Origin of the sequence: Specibacter sp. NPDC078709, from assembly GCF_040686795.1 — a bacterium.
Lineage (GTDB): Bacteria > Actinomycetota > Actinomycetes > Actinomycetales > Micrococcaceae > Specibacter.
In genome coordinates this window covers 64,520-82,010 of sequence record NZ_JBFBLU010000005.1, presented here as the reverse complement: position 1 = coordinate 82,010, position 17,491 = coordinate 64,520, and the positions used below count along the sequence as shown (strand labels likewise).

The window sequence follows — 17,491 nt, the reverse complement described above, 5'->3', positions numbered from 1 at the left end:
CGGATGTGTGGGCCCGAGTTCGACGGCGTTCGGCTCACCCAGGTGAGGCGGGCGCCGTCGTACTGCTTTAACTGTCACTAAACTGAGGGAATGAGCGAACACCACATTAAACGCCTGATCCTGATGCGCCATGCCAAGGCAGCCTTTCCGCTGAACGTGGAAGACCATGACCGGCCCCTGGCCCAGCGCGGCCACAACGAGGCGCCGCTGGCCGGCAAATGGATGGTGGACAACGGTGTGGTGCCCGATTTCATCCTCGTCTCATCGGCGCTGCGGACCCGGCAAACGTGCACCTGGGTGTGCCAGCAGCTGGCCGATGAGGCGCCCACTCCCAAACTGGAGCAGGCGCTGTATCTCGCGGGGGCGACCTCGATGCTCTCGGTCATCAATCATGTTCCGGAGACCGTCAGGACGTTGCTGGTGATCACGCATATGCCGGGGGTGCAGTCGCTGGCGCTGCGGTTGGCCTCGCGTGATTCGGATCAGGACGCCTATATGGATCTGGCGTCAGGGTTCCCCACGAGCGCCTTTGCTGTGTTCGAGCACAGCAGCGACTGGGCCACCCTCGACGGGCAGGACGCCCTGCTGCAGAACTTTGTGGTGCCCCGCCCGTAGCCCCGGGCTCCGCCAGGGAGTGCCCCGCCCACAGGGAGGGCTGGGCGCAGAGCGGGCTTAGGCTTCGATCTCCGGCATCAGCGTCTTGAGGGTCCACGTCTTTTTCTTGTTGACAGCGGCCCAAGCCAGCAGCAAACCCAGCACCATGTAGCCAAGCAGCCCGAGCACTATGGGCAGCAGCGGGGCGAGGTCGGCGCCGTAAATCAGGTGACGCATGCCCTCAACTACATGCCCCATAGGCAGGATCTGGTGCATGATGTGCAGCGGTTCCGGTGTGGTCTGCCAAGGGAAAGTACCGCCAGAGGAGACCAGCTGAAGCACCAGCAAGATCAACACCACGAACTTCCCGGGTGTGCCCATGAGCGCCACAATGCCCTGAATGAGGGCCGTGAACGCAAGGGAAGCGAGCAGCAGCAACCCCAACGTTAGCCACGGGTGGCTCGGTTCCAGGCCTAGACCAAACTTCACTACTGCGTAGAGCAGCAGGGCTTGTGCCGTGGAAACGGCGGCGAACGGCAACCAGCCGCCCAGCGCAATCTTCCAAGCGGGAGCGTTGGAAGCCAGGGCCCGGACCGTTAGCGGTCGCATGGCCTGAACCAGCATGAACGCCCCGATCCACAGTGCCAGAACCAAGAAGAAGGGTGCCAGGCCAGAGCCGTAGTTGGAGGCCTGCGCTTGGGAGACCGAATCGACGCGGATGGGATCGGCGATGACGCCTGCCGTGTTGTGCTTGTCTTTGTCATTGGGATCGGGGACGGACCCCGCACCGTTGCGCAGCTGCGTGGCGAGCTCGCTGGCTCCTGTGGAGAGTTTGCTGGAGCCGGCTTTCAAATCAGCAACACCGGTGTCGAGCTTCGCGGCACCGGCAGCCAACTGGGTCGCCCCGTCCAGCGCAGTGCTTTGACCGTCAGCAAGTGTCCCCGCGCCCGTGGCGAGCTCGCTGGAGCCGGACTTAGCCTGTGAAATCGCCGCAGTCAGCTTCGGCGTGGCGGCTGCCAGCCTCGATGCGCCAGCAGCCACGTCGGCAGACCCGGTCGCCAGTTTCTGAATGTCAGCAGCATCGGTGGCGAGCTGATCCTTGAGCTCGGTGATGGCTGGGCTCGTGGCAGTTGCCTTCAACGAATCGGTGATTTTAGTGGACTGCTCGGCACTGATAACCCCATCGTTGACGAGCTGCGTGAGCTTGTCATTGATGGCTGCGGTGACCGCCCCATCAAGCTTCCCGGCTGTCCCTGCGGCGTTCTGAACCTTCGTGTTCAGGGTAGCGTTTCCGGCAGCGACGGCGGCAGCGCCATCGGAGAGTGCCTTGGTGTCAGCAGGCAAGGTGGCCGTTTGAGTCTCGAGCTGGCCCAATCCCTTCTCCAGTGCGACAGCGCCAACCTGCAGCTTCTTGGCGCCGGTGACCAGCTGAGTCTGCCCCGCCACGAGCGAATCCGCACCCTCCAGCAGATCAGAACTGCCGGTTTTCAGCGTCCCCACCCCGGTGTCAAGTGTTGCGGCGCCATCGGCTAACTGTTTCGCGCCGTCGGCCGCCTTGACCAGTTGGGCATGAATGGTGCCATACCCGGTCAGCAGCGAATTGGCGGTCTGCTCACCCACCTGCTGCGCCACCGAGTCATGGACCTGGGTGGCCACCTTATCCACGATCGAGGTCAGCAGATAGTTATTGGCATCATTGGTGGTGACGCTCATCATGGCTTGGGTGGCCGAATCAAAATTCTCCGGCGAGGCCAGATTTGCCGAGAAATCTTTAGGAATGGTCAGCGCGAATGCGAATTCCCCGCTCCGGACCCCGCTCTGGGCTTCCTCAACGGTGTTCACGAGCTGCCAATCGAACTTGCGCCCCTCCACGAGTGAATCCGCGACATCCTGACCAGCCGTCAGCTCCTTGCCATCCTTGGTGGTGGCGCCCTCGTCCTGGACCACCACGGCTGCCTTGAGCTGATCGAGGTTGCCGTACGGATCCCAATTCGCGTACAGATAAACGGCCCCGTAGAGCAGCGGCACCATGACCAGGGCAACAATGGTCAGCTTCGGCAGGATCCCGCCGGTCATGCGCTTGAGTTCGGATAGGGCCAGGCGGAACACTGTCATGGCTTTTCCTCCGGGGTGGTCTCGTCTGGGGCGTTCGTGGCGGTGGGTTCGAGGTCTCGTGCCGAGGGCGCCGTCATGAGTTTCTCCGTGTCCTGATGGTCGACGTCGGATCGCTCACCTGCCGCTTCCGGCTGCGGCTCGACTTCTGTTTCTGCCGGTGCGGCCTCTTTGGGCTCGCCGGTTGCGTCGGGAGCGGCGGCAGGAGGATCATCGGCGTCGTTCTTTGAAAGCTTCCGCTCTGTAACTTCTTGTTCTAAAGGCTCGTGGGAGACGGCGTTGCCAGCGACAGCGGCCGTTCCGTCCCACTCATCCGGGAGGCGGCCCACCACCCCAATCACGAGCAACGGGCGCGGCGGGGACTGGGGGTGCGCCTCGGGGCCGCGGCCCAGTTCACCAGCCGCAGCGGCTTCCAAGAGGGGTAGCCAGGCGGAAACATCTGCCGTGTGTCGGTCGGGGGAATCAATGACCAGCAAATCCACATCGCGGTTAGCTAAGGCCAGTTCCAGTTGGAGATGCAAGAGCCGATCGGGTTTCAACTCCTCGATCCACTGGTCCAGGACGTCACGGAAGCCATGTTTGACAAGCCATGCCGTGGGGCGGGTGCGGTCGCGGAACTTCAGCGGCACCAAGGCCAGATCCTCTGAGGTCAGGGACCGGGCGGTGAGGTGATGTTCAGGGGCATTGACATTCGGTGAATCGACCAGTGCGCTGCGGCGGCGAAGAGATGCCATGGAGGAATCGTGGCCCAGCACCACAGAGCCACTCGAGGGTTTCATGCGGCCGGACAGCGTCAGGGCCAGAGCCGTACGGCGTTCCTGCCCGTCGGCCTGAATCAGCAAGAGCTCGCCGCGCTGCGCCTGCGCGGTGGTGGCGGGCAACAGGGTGTGGCGCCTCCCTGCAACGTGTAACTGATGGGCAGTGAGCATGGAGCGCTCCTTCGAAGCGGGGCTGACTGGGACAAATTACCAGATCCGACTGGTCAGTACAAAGAAAGCTAGTGAGGCTCATCCTCACATATCCATACTCTTCCGTGCCGACGGTCCAAAAACAATCGAGTGGGCAGTGGATGCGGTCCGGTCCTGTTCGGTGAAGCGAAGCCCGATGCGGTCCGGTCCTGTTGGGTGCAATTCGCTCGTGCAGGGTAGCGGAACGGACGCCTAGGCGTCCAGAGCAGCCTTGAACCAGCTGGTGATGGTGGAGGGGTGCGTGATGGCGGTGCCAACAACCACGGCGAAAGCGCCAGCGTCGAGAGCTGCGCGTGCTTGGGCGGGGGAGTGAATGCGGCCCTCGGCGATGAGCGGCTTGCCCAAGTTTGCGGCGGCGATCTCGGCGATGAGTTCCAAGTCCGGCCCGTCGGTCTTGGGGCGTTCGCCCGAATAGCCGGCCAAGGTGGTGCCGATCAAGTCCGCACCGGCCTCGACGGCGGCAACGGCGTCGTCGAAGGAACCACAGTCAGCCATGACCAAGGAATTGGAGCCGGCGTGCACGCCGGCAATGGTTTCGGCCAACGTGAGGCCGTCCGGGCGTGGGCGGCGGGTGCCGTCGATGGCGACAATGTGAGCTCCGGCGCTGGCACAGGCGAGTGCGTGGCGCAGCGTGGGGGTGATGAAAACGCCGTCGTGCCCGTCTTTCCACAGCCCGATCACGGGAACTTCCACAGCCGCGCGGGCGAACTGGATGTCCGCAATGCCCTGGACACGAATGGCGGCAGCACCGCCTATTACAGCCGAGGCGGCAATCTGGGCCATGGTGCGGGGATCGCGCATGGCCTCGCCCGGGTAAGCCTGTGCGGACACCACAAGCTGTCCTGCAAGCGCATCAAAGTTGGTCATTTTCAGTGTCATGAGTGACTCCTAGGAAAAAGGGAAAACGTATTTAGTGATCTAGGACTAAGGAAGCTGCGCCCACAATGGCGGCCTTATTTCCCAGGCTGGCCCGCACCACCGGCACAGCGGCGAGGGGTGCCAGCAGCTCAGCACGCAGTGCCGCCTCCATGGCATCCCACCACAGTTCGCCGGCATCGGCCAATCCTCCGGACACTACCACCACGGCAGGGTCCAGAATATTTATCAGTCCACCCACTGCCTGGCCCGCCGCCGCGGCAGCAATGGCGATCACGGACAGGGCCAGATCGTCACCGGCCCGAGCCGAGTCAAACACTGCACGGGTGTCAGGCAAAGAGGCACTGCCACCGTTGCGCAGGTAGGCCGCGTGGATGGCGGGCCCGGAGGCGATCGCTTCCACATGGCCTTCGTGGCCACAGGAGCACGGCAGCGCAGTACCACCGTGTATGGCTAGCGGCGAAGCAAAATGCCCCACATGGCCACCCACAAAGTGGGCGCCGAGCACTGGCTGGCCGTTGATGACAAAACTGCCGCCCACGCCTGTACCAAAAGCCACCATGAGGGCAGTGCTCGCACCCTTGCCCGCACCGTGCCAGGCCTCACCGAGCGCATGGGCATGGACGTCATTGACGACGGCGGATGGCAGTCCCAGCCTCGCCGTCAGTCCTGCGGTGATCGGGGTTCCGGTCCACCCCACAATGGCGTCGGTGGCTGAGATCACTGTTCCTTCGGCGGCGTTGATGACACCGGCGGAGCCAACGCCCACAGCCTCAACGATGGCACCCACCGCTGCGGCGCGTTCAATGAGTGAGGCGATCAAGGCTGCTGTGGCATCGAGAATGGCCTCGCCGCCGTCGCGGTTTAGGGTGGGGATTTGCTCCGTGAGCAACACCGAACCGTCCACTGCCACCACGCCGGCAGCGGTTTTGGTTCCGCCAAGGTCAACACCAACTACGTACCGCATGAAAGATCCTTCGAAGTTCTAAATCAGGCAAAAAAGAATGCCCCTCGGGCGTGTGGGCCCGCGATTGGGCCCACACGCCCGAGGGGCCCCGATACGAATTCGCGCCAGCAGATTCGGCCGGGGAGGGCGTGGGGACTAGATCAGACCCGTGCGCTCAAGGATGACCTTGATGGCTGCGGTCTCATCTTCATCCAGCGCGAGCATCGGAGCGCTCATGACGTTGGTCTTGATGATGCCCATGAGGACCAACGCGGTCTTGAACGCGCCCAGACCTGCTGCGTTGCCGGATACGCGGCCGGGCTTCGGGGTGTAGACGATGTTGAAGACATCGGCGATGCGGTCCTGCTCGGCAGCCACACCGGCCCAGTCGCCTGCAACGGAGAGATCGTACAGGCGGCGGTAAGCCTTCGGGTCAACGTTACCCAGACCCGGGACAACGCCCTGGGCGCCGCCCAGCAGCGCACCGTCAACAACCACTTCGTGGCCGGTGAAGATGTCGAAGTTCGGGATGTCCTTGGCGCCGATGAGCAGCTGGCGGAAGGAAACATCGTCACCGGAGGAATCCTTGACACCGGCGATGACGCCTTCGCGGCCCAGCTCCAAGAGCAGGTCTGTGGGCATCTTGAAGTGGGTGCGAACCGGCACGTCGTAGACGAACAACGGAACGTCAACGGAGGCTGCCACGGTGCGGATGTGGCGGCCGGTCTCTTCGGCGTTGCTGATGGCGTAGTACTGGCTGGTGGCCACGATGCCGTCGGCGCCCAGGGAAACCATGCGCTGTGCTTCTTCAACCACGCGGTTGGTGGTCTGCTCAACAGCACCGACCAAGAGAGGGACCTGCCCGGCATTGACCCCTGCAATGGTGGTCAGTACGGTGTCGCGCTCGGTGTTGGTCAGGTGGGTCACTTCGCCGGAGGAACCGTTGACGAACAGGCCGGTCACGCCGCCGTCGAGCAGGTGGCGGGTGAGGTTTTCCAGCGAGGGGACGTCAATGGCGCCATCAGCTGTGCGGGGGGTGCAGACGGGAGGGATAACGCCCTGGAAACGGGTAGCGACGGTAGTCACGTGAATTGCTCCAAAATTGTATTGATTGAGTGAAAAATTAGATGTGAAGAAGTGACGGCGCTGCGCCGAGGAGCTTCTTGGTGTAGTCATTGCTGGGGTTGTCGAAGATCTGCTCCGCGGAGCCCTCTTCCACAATTTTCCCGTAGTACATGACTGCAATGCGGTCGGAAACGTAGCGGACCGTCTGGATGTCATGGCTGATGAAAACCATGCCCAGGTTCAGTTCGCGCTTCAGATCCGAGAGCAAGTTCAATACCTGCGCGCGGACGGAAACGTCCAGCGCCGAGGTGGGTTCGTCAGCCACGATGATGTCCGGGTCCAAGGCCAGCGCGCGGGCAATTGCCACACGCTGACGCTGTCCGCCGGAAACCTGCGACGGCGTCACCTCGGCTGCCGACTGCGGCAAGCCAACCAGCGAGAGCAGCTCAGCGACCTTGGCCAGGCGGGATGCGCCGTTGCCAATGCCGTGAATGGCCAGTGGGTCAACCAGGATGTCCTGGATAGTCATGCGCGGGTTCAGCGCGGTTGAGGGGTCCTGGAAGACCACAGAAACCGAGCGACCGAACTCCTTGCGCATGGCGGCATTGCGCTTGATGGCTGGCTTGCCATGGAAGAGCACCTGGCCGGAGGTTGGGGTCTGCAACCCCACCAGCACGGAGGCCAGCGTTGATTTGCCACAGCCGGACTCGCCCACAATGCCCACGGTTTCACCGCGGCTGATGGAGAAGTCCACGCCATTGACAGCCTTGACGTAGCTGGGCTTGAACAAGCCGCCGGAACGGGTCCGGTGATGGACGTGCAGGTCCTTCAGCTCAATGACAGGGGTCTTGCCGCTGGCGGCTGCTCCTGCTGTGTGCTTGCTCATGAGGCACCTTCCGTATCTGCCCCGGCGGAGACCGCTGTGGCATCTTCGAGTTTGTGGCTGGCCCAGAAGTGGTCAATGGCCTTGCCGTCGCGGACAACAGGAACAAAGGACAGCTTTTGGGCGGGGTCAGCGTCGGGACGCTGGGAACGGCTGGCAAAGCGATCACCGGAGGCAAACTCACGTGGTGAGGGAACCGTGCCGGGGATCTGATGCAATCGTGCGGCGTCGGACTCAATAGAGAGTACGGCGCCCAACAGGCCACGGGTGTATTCGTGGGTGGGGTGTGCCAGCAGTTCCGAAGCCTGACCGGATTCAACAACCTGGCCGGCGTACATGACGGTGATCTTGTGCGCCAGCGAAGCGACCAAGGCAAGGTCGTGGCTGACGAACACCATGGCGAAACCGAGCTGTTCGCGCAGTTCGTTCAACAGATCAACAACCTGCTTCTGAACAGTGACATCCAAAGCGGTGGTGGGCTCATCGGCAACCACAATCTTGGGCGAGCGGGACAGCGCCATGGCGATCAGCACGCGCTGACGCTGACCACCGGAAAGCTCATGCGGGTAGCTCTTGAGCGTACGGACCGGATCAAGCTTGACCAATTCCAGCAGTTCTGCCGGGGTCTTGCGGCCGTTGCGCTTGGTGAGCTGCAACATCTGATCCTTGATCAGCATGGACGGGTTGAGGGAGCTCAACGCATCCTGGTAGACCATGGCGATCTGCTCGCCGCGCAAACCTTCGTAGGCCTTGGCTGAGCTGTGCTTAGTCGCAGGATCAAGAAGTTCCTTGCCATCAAACTTGATGGAACCGGTGACCTCGGCGGTCTTGGGCAACAAGCCCATGATGGCGAGGGAGGTGATGGACTTGCCGCAACCGGACTCGCCCACCAAACCCATCGTTTCGCCTTCGCGCACGGTGAAGGAGACGTTGTCCACAATGGCGGTGCGGTCAAAACGGCCGGGGAAGCGGATCGAGAGGTTCTTCACTTCAAGGATCACCCGAGCTTCGGAACCAACCTGAGGGAGACGGTCCGAGCGGGACAGTTCCACAGCCTGCAGGCGAAGCAATTCGGCATCCAGTGCGGCGAAGGGGTTCTCAATCACTGCGCGCGCAGCAGCATCAGCCTTGGCGAGGGCCAGAGCGGCAGCTGCCGAACCGTCGTCGTCCTTCACCGGAGCAGCCTTCTTAATGCGCGGGTTTACCATGGCATCGGTGAGGCCCTCAGCCAGAATGTTCAGCGAAAGTACTGTCAACAGGATGACCAAACCGGCAAAGGTGGTTGCCCACCAGCCGCCGGAGAGGACCAGGTTGCGGCCGTAGGAGATGACGTTACCCCAGCTGGGATCGGGATCCTGGATACCAGCGCCAAGGAAGGACAGCGAGGCTTCGAGGATGATGGCGTCGGCCACCATGACCGTGGCGAACACCAGGACGGGGGCGGCGGTGTTGCGCACAATGTGCTTGAGCATGATGTAGGCGCGGCCTGCACCAATCACGCGCTCGGCACGAACATAGTCTTCGCCGTACTGGGAGAGGACGTTGGCGCGGACCACGCGGGCTAGCTGCGGGGTGTAAATGATGGCGATCGACAAAATGATGGTGGGGACCGAGTTGCCGAAAGAGGTCAGCAGCACGGCGGCCAGGGCGATGCCCGGGAACGCCATCAAGATGTCCATGATGCGCATGATGATTTCGTTGACGGCCTTGGAGGAGGTCGCCGCCAGGGCACCCAAAGTGGCGCCGAGAATGATGGCCAAGGCCACCGAGCCAAGGCCGATCATCAGCGAGGCCTGGGCACCGTACATCAGGCGTGAGAGTACGTCGCGGCCAATGCGGTCGGTACCAAACCAGTGAATGCTGCTGGGGGCCTGGGCAGGATCGCCGGTCTCCAGCGGATCATGTGGGGCAATGAAGGGTGCCAAGATGGCGACGAGGGCAATGAAGACCAGAAAAAGCAACGCCAGTTTGGAACCAAAGGTCAGGGCCTTGAAGCGCAGGCCTGGCGCGCTGAGCCGTTCGGCTAGTTTGCTACGCATGACTTAGACCGTCCTGATTCGGGGGTTGATGAGCAGGTAAAGCAGGTCCACCAGGATGTTGACGATGACGAAGGTTATGGCGATGACCAGAACCACGCCCTGGACCAGGTTGGTGTCCACACTGGTGATGCCGTTGAGGATCTGCTGTCCCATGCCGGGCAGGGAGAAGATCATTTCAATCACGACGGCGCCACCGAGTAGGTAGCCAATGCGCAGACCCAGCACGGTCACCGGGGTGACAAGGGCGTTGCGGAGCACGTTCTGAGAGACAACGGTCCGGTAGGGGACGCCGTTGCCGATCGCGGTGCGGACGTAATCGCGGTCTAGTTCCTCAACCATGGAGGTACGCACCACACGGATCAGGGATGCCGAAACGGGAATAGCGAGGGCCAGTGCTGGCAGTGACATGGAACTCAGCCAGCCGATGAACCCGTCGTCGGGGTTGGCGAGGCCGCCGGAGGGGAACCAGGAGTTGTCGCCGAGCGCGAACCACTGGATCAGCAAGATGCCCAACCAGAAGGATGGGGTGGCGATGGCGGCGACTGAGAAAACGCGGATAGCTTGATCTACCCAGGTGTCGCGGTATAGGGCTGCGAGGACACCGAATAGCAGCGAGATGATGACGGCGATCAGAACGCCCAAGAAGGTCAGCTGCAAGGTGACGGGGAAGGCGCTGGCAATCACTTCGGTGATGGGCTTGGCCGGAGGCAGTGTGGTGCCAAAATCGCCAGTAATGAGCTTGCCGAGATAATTAAAGTATTGAATGAAGAGGGGATCGTTTAGTCCGTTGACCTCACGGTATTGGTCGAGGGCCTCTTTTGAGGCGCCTTCGCCCAAGGCTGCTACGGCACGGTCGCCAGGAGCGAACTGCAGCACCACGAAGACGAGCAGGGTTACACCCAGGATCATCAACGGTAGTGCTGCGAGCCTGCGTCCCAGCAGTCGCAAAAAGTTTGCCAATGTACTTACTCCGGTTCTATTTGCAACAGCACAGAAGGGGGACTGTGGGCTGCGTCATAGGATAAATGGTTTCAGACCAGAGGGGCCGTGGCCAAGGAGCGGCCACAGCCCCTCTGGTCTGTGTTGAAACGGTCTGGCTAGGCCGTGCGGCCGACCCCGATGAAGGAGATGCCGGTGGTCGGCAGCGGCTGGAAGCCGGTGAGCTTCTTGGAGTCCCAAGCTGTGGGCAGCTTGCGGTGGAAGATCGGGTACAGCGGCGCTTCTTCGGCGACAATGTTGATGATCTCGCTGTAGAGCTTCTTGGCGTCAGCCTCGGAAGCGGCGAGGGCTGCATCCAGCTTGGTCTGAACTTCCTTGTACTCTGCGGAATCGCTCCAGGCGAAGCGGTTCTTGGCCCAGGTATCGCCGCGGTAGAACCAGCTCAGCAGGATGTCTGCGTCGTTGCCGAAGACGGAGGGATCGCCGGGGGCAGCCAAGATGTCGAAGTTCAGGCCACCAACCTTCTCCGGACCGTAGACAGCAGCCGAAGCCAGCGGCTCCAGCGTGGTCTCAACACCAACGGCGTCCCAGTTCTTCTTGATGAGCGGGATGACATCCTTGACCCAGGCGGTGTCGGTGCTGGTCAAGGTAACCTTCAGGTCCTTGACGCCAGCAGCTTCGAGCATCGACTTGGCCTTATCGGCGTCGAAACCGTAGACCGTGGCAGCCTTCTGGTAGTTGGGGCTGCCTTCCTGGAAGTAGGAAGTTGCAGCGGCTGCGTTGCCCAAGAGTGCGGTCTTGATGATCGCATCCTTGTCCAGGGCGTAGTGCAGTGCCTGGCGAACTTCCTTCTTGTCGAAGGGAGCCTTGGAGAGGTTGAACATGAGGAACATGAGGCCGAAGGACTGGACCGACTCAACGTCAACCTTGTTCTTGAGCGCGTCAACATCCAGGTAGGGGACGTCCTCGATAGCCTGAACACGGCCGGACTGCATGGCGGTAACGCGTGCCGAAGCATCGGAGAGCAGGAACCAGGTCATGTCCTTGGCCAGGGCCGGCTTCGGGCCGTTGTAGTCGTCGTTGCGAGCGAAGACGATCTTGTCATCCTTGGCTGCTGAAACGAACTTGTAGGGGCCGGTACCGACGGGCTTGGCGTCGAAGGCCTTCTGATCTGCTGAGGCAACAGCCTTGGGAACAACCTTGACCACGGAGATACGCGGGCCGAAACCAGCGAATGCGGTGTTGAGCTTGAACTCAACGGTCTTATCGTCGATGGCCTTAACGCTGTCGATGAAGAAGATGAACTGTGCGAACAAGGCCTTGTTGGCCGGGTCCAGCACACGCTCGAAGGAGTAGGCAACGTCTTCGGTGGTGACGGCGGTGCCGTCGTGGAACTTGACGCCGTCGCGGATGGTCACCTGGTAGGTGAGGTCATCGATCTTCTTGGGATCTTCCTTGGCGAGAGCGTTGTAGGGCTCACGCGTTGCCGGGTGGAGTTCCACCAAGCCTTCGAAGATGTGCAGGTTTGCGGCCATCGGGGTTGCACCCGAGGAGCTCATGGGGTCAAATCCAGTGGACAGCGAGTAAGAGATGCCAGCTTCGATGCTGAGATCCGTGTTGGCTGCCGCGGAGGAATCCGTGCCGGTGTTGGTGTCGTTGGATGAGCCGCAAGCGGCCAAGGTGGCGGTGAAGGCCGTTGCTGCACCAAGGACGCCAGCGGCCTTGAGGAAGGTGCGCCGCGATGCCGGGGTCGCAGGCAGGTTCTGAAGAGTATTGCTCATTCTGTTGACTCACCATTCATCTAATAGTTATCGGATGTAGGACGTCCGATGCTTATACTGAAACTGTAATAGCGATCACATGGGTTGGTCAAATGCTCTGAGATCTCATTTTGGTATCAATGCGCCTAGTCCAGGAGCTAGCTGATTTCTCGTGGTTCAGCTGACTGAACTGCTTGGCGGTAGTGTGTCAGATTACAGGAGCGCACCAGGACATCCGATATCCTATGGTCTGGAACACGTGGGCGAGTAGGTGGCGGCACGGCCCATAAATGGCACTATTGCAACGATTTATTTTGATGGCGGCAGGAGCGAATTTGCCCCAAAGTTTCGCCAACGAAGTGATAAATGTCAGTCCCTGCAGCGTTAGTTTCTGAGGAGTTTTGTTGCCTATTTCAACCATTGTGCCAAAGGCCCGGTTCAGTGCACAGGCGCGTTTGCGTGCCCTGCAAGCTGACATTATGGAGCTCATCCTTGACCGGGACCTAGATGCAGGTGACCCGATGCCCACCGAGAGCGAGCTCTGTGAAGTTCTCGGCGTTGGCCGTAACACCCTCCGTGAATCGTTGAAGGTCCTGCAGGCCCTGGGTGTCATTGAGATCCGACACGGATTTGGCATGTTTGTGGCACCCAGCAATTTTGACGCTCTAGCCGATGGTCTGACCTTCCGTGGCCGGTTATCGCTGCGCCATGAGGGTTTGGAAGCATTGCAGCTGGTAGATATTCGCCAAGCCCTCGAATCCGGTCTGATCAGCTCCTCCATCGCTCTGGTCACCCCCGAACACTTGCTGCTCATTGAAGCCACAGTCGTCAAAATGGAGGAGCTGGCCGCGCGAGCTGAACCTTTCGCCGAGACTGACGCCGAATTCCATCGTCTGCTGTTCGAGCCGCTGGGCAATGATTTGCTGATGAACCTCATGAGCGTTTTCTGGAAGGTCTATAGGAAGATCCACGTGGAAATCGGCACCGGCGGGCTGGACCTCGCCCATACTGCGGGCGAACACCGGGCAATCTACGACGCCGTTGCCGCCAAGGATGGACCGCGTGCCGCTGAGCTGCTTAGCCGCCACTTCGACGGCATCCGTAAGAAGATCCAGAAGTTCGTCGCGTCCGAGTAGTCCCCAACTGCTCCCAACCTAACAGCCGCCGGCGCGTCTGTTAAGTTGGATCCCTCGCAGTTGTGGGCCCATCTTTACGTAATACTGTGATGCATGAGTGTACGAAAAGTTGTCCTCGGCGACCATGAAATCGTCACGACCGACACCGATGAAGCGGCCGGCCGTACCTTTCTGCTGGTCCACGGCATTGGTATGGGCATCTCCTACTTTGCCCAGCTCAGCTCCGAGCTGGAATCCTATGGCCGGGTGGTTGCCATCGACCTGCCAGGATTTGGTGACGCAGCCGAACCTGAAGCCGCTATGACCATGGCCCAAATGGGTGCCCTGCTCATCGAGTTCGTCGAGGAAGAAAAACTCGATAGACCGGTATTGGTAGGCCATTCCATGGGCACCCAAGTCGTTGCCGAAGCCGCCGCTCAACGCCCTGACCTGTTCCCTGAGCTGGTGCTTGTGGCCCCCACCGTCAATCGCCTGGAACGCAGTATTAAGAAGCAGAGCTGGCGCATGATGCAGGATCTTTTTGGCGAAAGTCCCAGTGTCATTACCGTCGGTGCCCAAAACTATGCCAAAACCGGGCCGCGCTGGTTCGTCAAGAAGCTTCGCACCATGATGACGCACACCATCGAAGACACCCTTCCTCATATTCAAGCGCACACACTGGTAATTCGGGGCAGTCGCGATCGGATCTGCCCGCGGAGCTGGGTCGAGGAAGTCACCGAGTTGATCCCGGATGCCACCATGGTTGAGGTTGCCGGCCGCGGCCACGAAACCATGGTCAAGGACGGTGCGTGCGTGGCCGAATATATTGTGGCGCACGTGGGCGCTGCATGATTTCCGCGCAGCAGCTGGGGTGGTGGGCGCTGGACTACCTGTACGCAGGCCGGCAGCAGCTGGTCTCCCTCTTTCGCCCCAGCCTTCCCGCCCGTTATAGCGCCGGGGATCCCCGTTTGCCGCTCGTGGTGCTGCTGCCCGGCGTGTACGAGGGGTGGCTGTTCCTTGAGCCCGCCGCCTCCCGGTTGAACGCCTCGGGATACCGCGTGGTTTCGGTCCCAGGTCTGGGGCTGAACCACCGATCCGTGCCGGATTCCGCCGCTCTAGTCACCAAATTTCTCGCCCAGCTGGGTGACACTCACGGTGACGCTCACGGTGACGCAGGGTGCATTTTGGTGGCGCACAGCAAGGGCGGGCTGATTGGAAAGCGGGTCATGCTTGATGCGGAGCTGTCCCTTGACGCCATTGTGAAGCACGACGCCGGATCACCAGTCCCAGCCGCATCCTCCCCGGCGGAGGTGCTGGGGCTGGTGACGGTGGCAACCCCATTCTCCGGTTCGCCCTATGCCCGGTATCAACTGTCACGGACCTTGCGCGATTTCTCTCCGGTGGATGCCGTGCTGCTGGCTCTGCAGGCCGAGACGGCACTGAACCACAAGGTTTTCTCAATCTATCCGGAATTCGATCCGCATATCCCTAGTGGGAGCTATTTGGCGGGCGCGGTCAATATTGAGCTGCCGGTGGCCGGTCACTTCCGGACCTTGCAGGATGAAACAGTTCTGGAAGCTGTCCTACACTCCGTAGCGGAGATTTCGGGGGAACGCTGAGCGCTTCCGGAGTTTGAAACTGCAGCTGATGCGGTTCGCCGAGCTTCCATCGGTTCGAAACTGCACCTGATGCGGTTCGCCGAGCTTCCACCGGTTCGAAACTGCACCTGATGCGATGGATCGTGCCGATTTGTCGCATCAGCTGCAGTCTGGAATTCAGTGGGGCCGCCAAACCGCATGAGCTGCAGTCTGGATGTATTCCAATACGCCCTAGCCCAGCTTTCGCACACAAGTATGACTTTCACACACACGTATGATTAAACGCTTGGTTAAACGAAAGAGTCCCAAGCCGAAGCTTGGGACTCTTTCATCAAGTGCGCGCGAAGGGATTCGAACCCCCAACCTTCTGATCCGTAGTCAGATGCTCTATCCGTTGAGCTACGCACGCATATTCTGTTTCTTTGTTTCTTTGTTGACCCTCGGGCCGTGAATAACTCTAACCCACCTTGGGCGGAGAGTACAAATCGGAAGGGCCGTAAATCGCGGTGTTCCCCACCACTAGACCGGTATAGGTGATGTGGCTCACAATTGCTAAGCATCACAAAGTTGGAAAAGCCCGAGAATACAAGGAATTGACCGTGGCCTTCGGGAGCACATCCCATGTCCGATGCCGAAGGGGGCCGAGAAACGGGCCATAGCATTTAGACACCACCTACCACCCAATGAAGGGACACACGATGGGCAACGCGCCAGTGCAGGAATCCGTTGAGCAGGCAATGACTACCCACGAGGGCCTTGCCGCTTGGGTAGCTGAGGTTGCTGCTTTAACCTTGCCGGAGAGCATCCGCTGGGTAGACGGGTCTGCTCAGGAATATGCCCTGTTGACGGACAACTTGGTAAACGAGGGCACCTTCACTCGTCTGAACCCGGAGCTCTTCCCTAATTCCTTCGCAGCATTCTCGGACCCCAAAGATGTGGCCCGAGTAGAGGACCGCACCTTCATCTGCTCCGAAAAGGAGCGCGATGCCGGCTTCACCAATAACTGGATGGACCCGGCCGCCATGAAGGCGATTCTGGATGAAAAGTTCGCCGGCAGCATGCGCGGTCGCACCATGTACGTCATCCCGTTCGTTATGGGCTCGATCGATGCTGAAGATCCCAAGTTCGGCGTGGAGATCACCGACTCCGCCTACGTGGTGGCTTCCATGCGCATCATGGCCACCATCGGCACCGATGTTTTGCGCAAGATCGAGGACACCAACGCGTTCTTCGTGCCGGCGCTGCACTCCGTAGGGGCCCCGCTGACTGACGGCGAAAAAGATGTTGCTTGGCCCTGCAACGACGAGAAGTGGATTGTGCACTTCCCCGAAGAGCGCTCCATCTTCTCCTTTGGCTCCGGCTACGGCGGCAACGCCCTGTTGGGCAAGAAGTGCCTCGCGCTGCGCATCGCCTCGGTCATGGCCCGCGACGAGGGCTGGCTCGCCGAGCACATGCTGATCCTCAAGCTCACCAGCCCGGAGCAGAAGAGTTACCACGTGGCCGCAGCTTTCCCCTCGGCCTGTGGCAAGACCAACCTGGCCCTGTTGGAACCGACCATCCCCGGCTGGAAGGCCGAGACCTTGGGCGATGACATCAACTGGATGCGCTTTGGCAAGGAAGGTGAGCTGCGTGCAGTGAACCCGGAAGCTGGCCTGTTCGGCGTAGCTCCCGGCACCGGCTGGGCCACCAACCCCAACGCCATGGCTGCGATCGTCAAGGGCAACTCCATCTTCACCAATGTGGCTCTGACTGACGACGGCGGCGTGTGGTGGGAGGGCATGACCACCGAGGTGCCCGCTCACCTGACCGATTGGCAGGGGAATGACTGGACACCGGATTCCGGCCGCACCGCCGCGCACCCCAACTCCCGCTTCGCCACCCCGATCGATCAGGTCGACATGTTGTCCAAGGACTACTTCAGCCCCGAGGGTGTTGAAATCAATGCCATCCTCTTTGGCGGTCGCCGCAAGACGACCATCCCCTTGGTTACCGAAGCTCGTGACTGGACCCACGGCATCTTCATGGGATCGACCCTTTCCTCGGAAACCACCGCTGCCGCTACGGGCGCCGTCGGCGTAGTGCGCCGCGACCCCATGGCCATGCTGCCCTTCATCGGCTACGACGCCGGCGACTACCTCAACCACTGGATCAGCCTCTCAGCCAAGGCCAACCAGGCTCGGCTGCCCAAGATCTTCTTGGTCAACTGGTTCCGCCGCACAGAAACGGGCGGTTTCGCATGGCCCGGGTTCGGAGAGAACAGCCGCGTCCTTAAGTGGGCCATTGAGCGTATCGAGGGCAAGGCCGACGCCGTGGAAACACCCATCGGCTTCATCCCGACCCCCGAGGCGATCGACATCGATGGCTTGGACGTTACGGAATCGGACTTGAAGGAAGCGCTGAGGGTGGTTCCGGCTGAATGGGACGCTGAGCTCAAGGGCATTGACGAGTGGTACAGCCGCTTCGGCGACTCCCTCCCGGCTGAGCTCTCCGCTGAACTCAGCAGCCTGAAGGAACGCTTCGCCGCTTAACGGAAAAAATGCGCCCGTCCCCCATAAATGCGCCCCGTCTACGGGGCGCATTTATGGGGGACGGGCGC

General features: G+C 61.0%; 14 protein-coding genes and 1 tRNA gene. 5 read left to right on the top strand and 10 right to left on the bottom strand.

All coding sequences use genetic code 11. The features are described 5' to 3' along the window. Nucleotides 1-90: 90 nt before the first annotated feature. On the top strand, nucleotides 91-615 hold the full coding sequence (locus AB0P14_RS10800) for a histidine phosphatase family protein (protein WP_363841610.1): 525 nt from the start codon (nucleotides 91-93) through the stop codon (nucleotides 613-615). Nucleotides 616-672: 57 nt separating this feature from the next. Here the strand turns inward: AB0P14_RS10800 and AB0P14_RS10795 are convergent, their stop codons facing one another. The 9 genes from AB0P14_RS10795 to AB0P14_RS10755 form a co-directional block, all read right to left on the bottom strand. Continuing rightward, nucleotides 673-2,709 (bottom strand): YhgE/Pip domain-containing protein, encoded by a 2,037-nt coding sequence (locus tag AB0P14_RS10795; RefSeq protein ID WP_363841607.1) that lies wholly within the window; start codon nucleotides 2,707-2,709, stop codon nucleotides 673-675. After that, nucleotides 2,706-3,635, bottom strand: a complete 930-nt coding sequence (locus AB0P14_RS10790; protein WP_363841604.1) for an ABC transporter ATP-binding protein — start codon at nucleotides 3,633-3,635, stop codon at nucleotides 2,706-2,708. Before AB0P14_RS10790 ends, AB0P14_RS10795 begins: the two co-directional genes overlap by 4 nt. A 231-nt stretch (nucleotides 3,636-3,866) precedes the next feature. Beyond that, nucleotides 3,867-4,553, bottom strand: coding sequence for an N-acetylmannosamine-6-phosphate 2-epimerase (locus AB0P14_RS10785; protein ID WP_363841602.1), 687 nt, complete (start codon nucleotides 4,551-4,553; stop codon nucleotides 3,867-3,869). A gap of 31 nt (nucleotides 4,554-4,584) precedes the next feature. Next, nucleotides 4,585-5,517, bottom strand: a complete 933-nt coding sequence (locus AB0P14_RS10780) for an ROK family protein (protein WP_363841599.1) — start codon at nucleotides 5,515-5,517, stop codon at nucleotides 4,585-4,587. Between the two features lie 135 nt (nucleotides 5,518-5,652). Beyond that, the gene (locus AB0P14_RS10775) at nucleotides 5,653-6,582 is read right to left on the bottom strand and encodes a dihydrodipicolinate synthase family protein (protein ID WP_363841596.1); all 930 of its coding nucleotides are present in this window, start codon (nucleotides 6,580-6,582) and stop codon (nucleotides 5,653-5,655) included. A 37-nt stretch (nucleotides 6,583-6,619) separates the two neighbouring features. Then, nucleotides 6,620-7,447 carry an ATP-binding cassette domain-containing protein gene (locus tag AB0P14_RS10770; RefSeq protein WP_363841593.1) on the bottom strand — a complete coding sequence of 276 codons (828 nt, stop codon included), beginning with the start codon at nucleotides 7,445-7,447 and terminating at the stop codon, nucleotides 6,620-6,622. Next, nucleotides 7,444-9,483 (bottom strand): dipeptide/oligopeptide/nickel ABC transporter permease/ATP-binding protein, encoded by a 2,040-nt coding sequence (locus AB0P14_RS10765; protein WP_363841590.1) that lies wholly within the window; start codon nucleotides 9,481-9,483, stop codon nucleotides 7,444-7,446. The genes AB0P14_RS10770 and AB0P14_RS10765 overlap by 4 nt, the downstream gene beginning before the upstream one ends. 3 nt (nucleotides 9,484-9,486) lie before the next feature. Then, nucleotides 9,487-10,443: an ABC transporter permease gene (locus tag AB0P14_RS10760; protein ID WP_363841587.1), complete on the bottom strand. Its 957-nt coding sequence runs from the start codon at nucleotides 10,441-10,443 to the stop codon at nucleotides 9,487-9,489. 137 nt (nucleotides 10,444-10,580) lie between these two features. Further along, the gene (locus tag AB0P14_RS10755) at nucleotides 10,581-12,203 is read right to left on the bottom strand and encodes an ABC transporter substrate-binding protein (RefSeq protein WP_363841584.1); all 1,623 of its coding nucleotides are present in this window, start codon (nucleotides 12,201-12,203) and stop codon (nucleotides 10,581-10,583) included. Between the two features lie 383 nt (nucleotides 12,204-12,586). Here AB0P14_RS10755 and AB0P14_RS10750 point away from each other — a divergent pair, with 383 nt between their 5' ends. The 3 genes from AB0P14_RS10750 (at nucleotide 12,587) to AB0P14_RS10740 (ending at nucleotide 14,916) form a co-directional block, all read left to right on the top strand. After that, nucleotides 12,587-13,318 carry a FadR/GntR family transcriptional regulator gene (locus AB0P14_RS10750; protein WP_363841581.1) on the top strand — a complete coding sequence of 244 codons (732 nt, stop codon included), beginning with the start codon at nucleotides 12,587-12,589 and terminating at the stop codon, nucleotides 13,316-13,318. Nucleotides 13,319-13,411: 93 nt separating this feature from the next. After that, nucleotides 13,412-14,149, top strand: a complete 738-nt coding sequence (locus AB0P14_RS10745) for an alpha/beta hydrolase (protein ID WP_363841578.1) — start codon at nucleotides 13,412-13,414, stop codon at nucleotides 14,147-14,149. After that, entirely contained in the window at nucleotides 14,146-14,916 is a 771-nt protein-coding gene (locus AB0P14_RS10740; protein ID WP_363841575.1) for an alpha/beta hydrolase, read from the top strand. Before AB0P14_RS10745 ends, AB0P14_RS10740 begins: the two co-directional genes overlap by 4 nt. 315 nt (nucleotides 14,917-15,231) lie before the next feature. Here the strand turns inward: AB0P14_RS10740 and AB0P14_RS10735 are convergent. Next, nucleotides 15,232-15,304: transfer RNA gene (locus AB0P14_RS10735), tRNA-Arg, on the bottom strand. A 289-nt stretch (nucleotides 15,305-15,593) separates the two neighbouring features. Between AB0P14_RS10735 and AB0P14_RS10730 the strand changes: the two genes are divergently transcribed. Beyond that, nucleotides 15,594-17,423, top strand: a complete 1,830-nt coding sequence (locus AB0P14_RS10730; RefSeq protein WP_363841573.1) for a phosphoenolpyruvate carboxykinase (GTP) — start codon at nucleotides 15,594-15,596, stop codon at nucleotides 17,421-17,423. Nucleotides 17,424-17,491 lie beyond the last annotated feature (68 nt).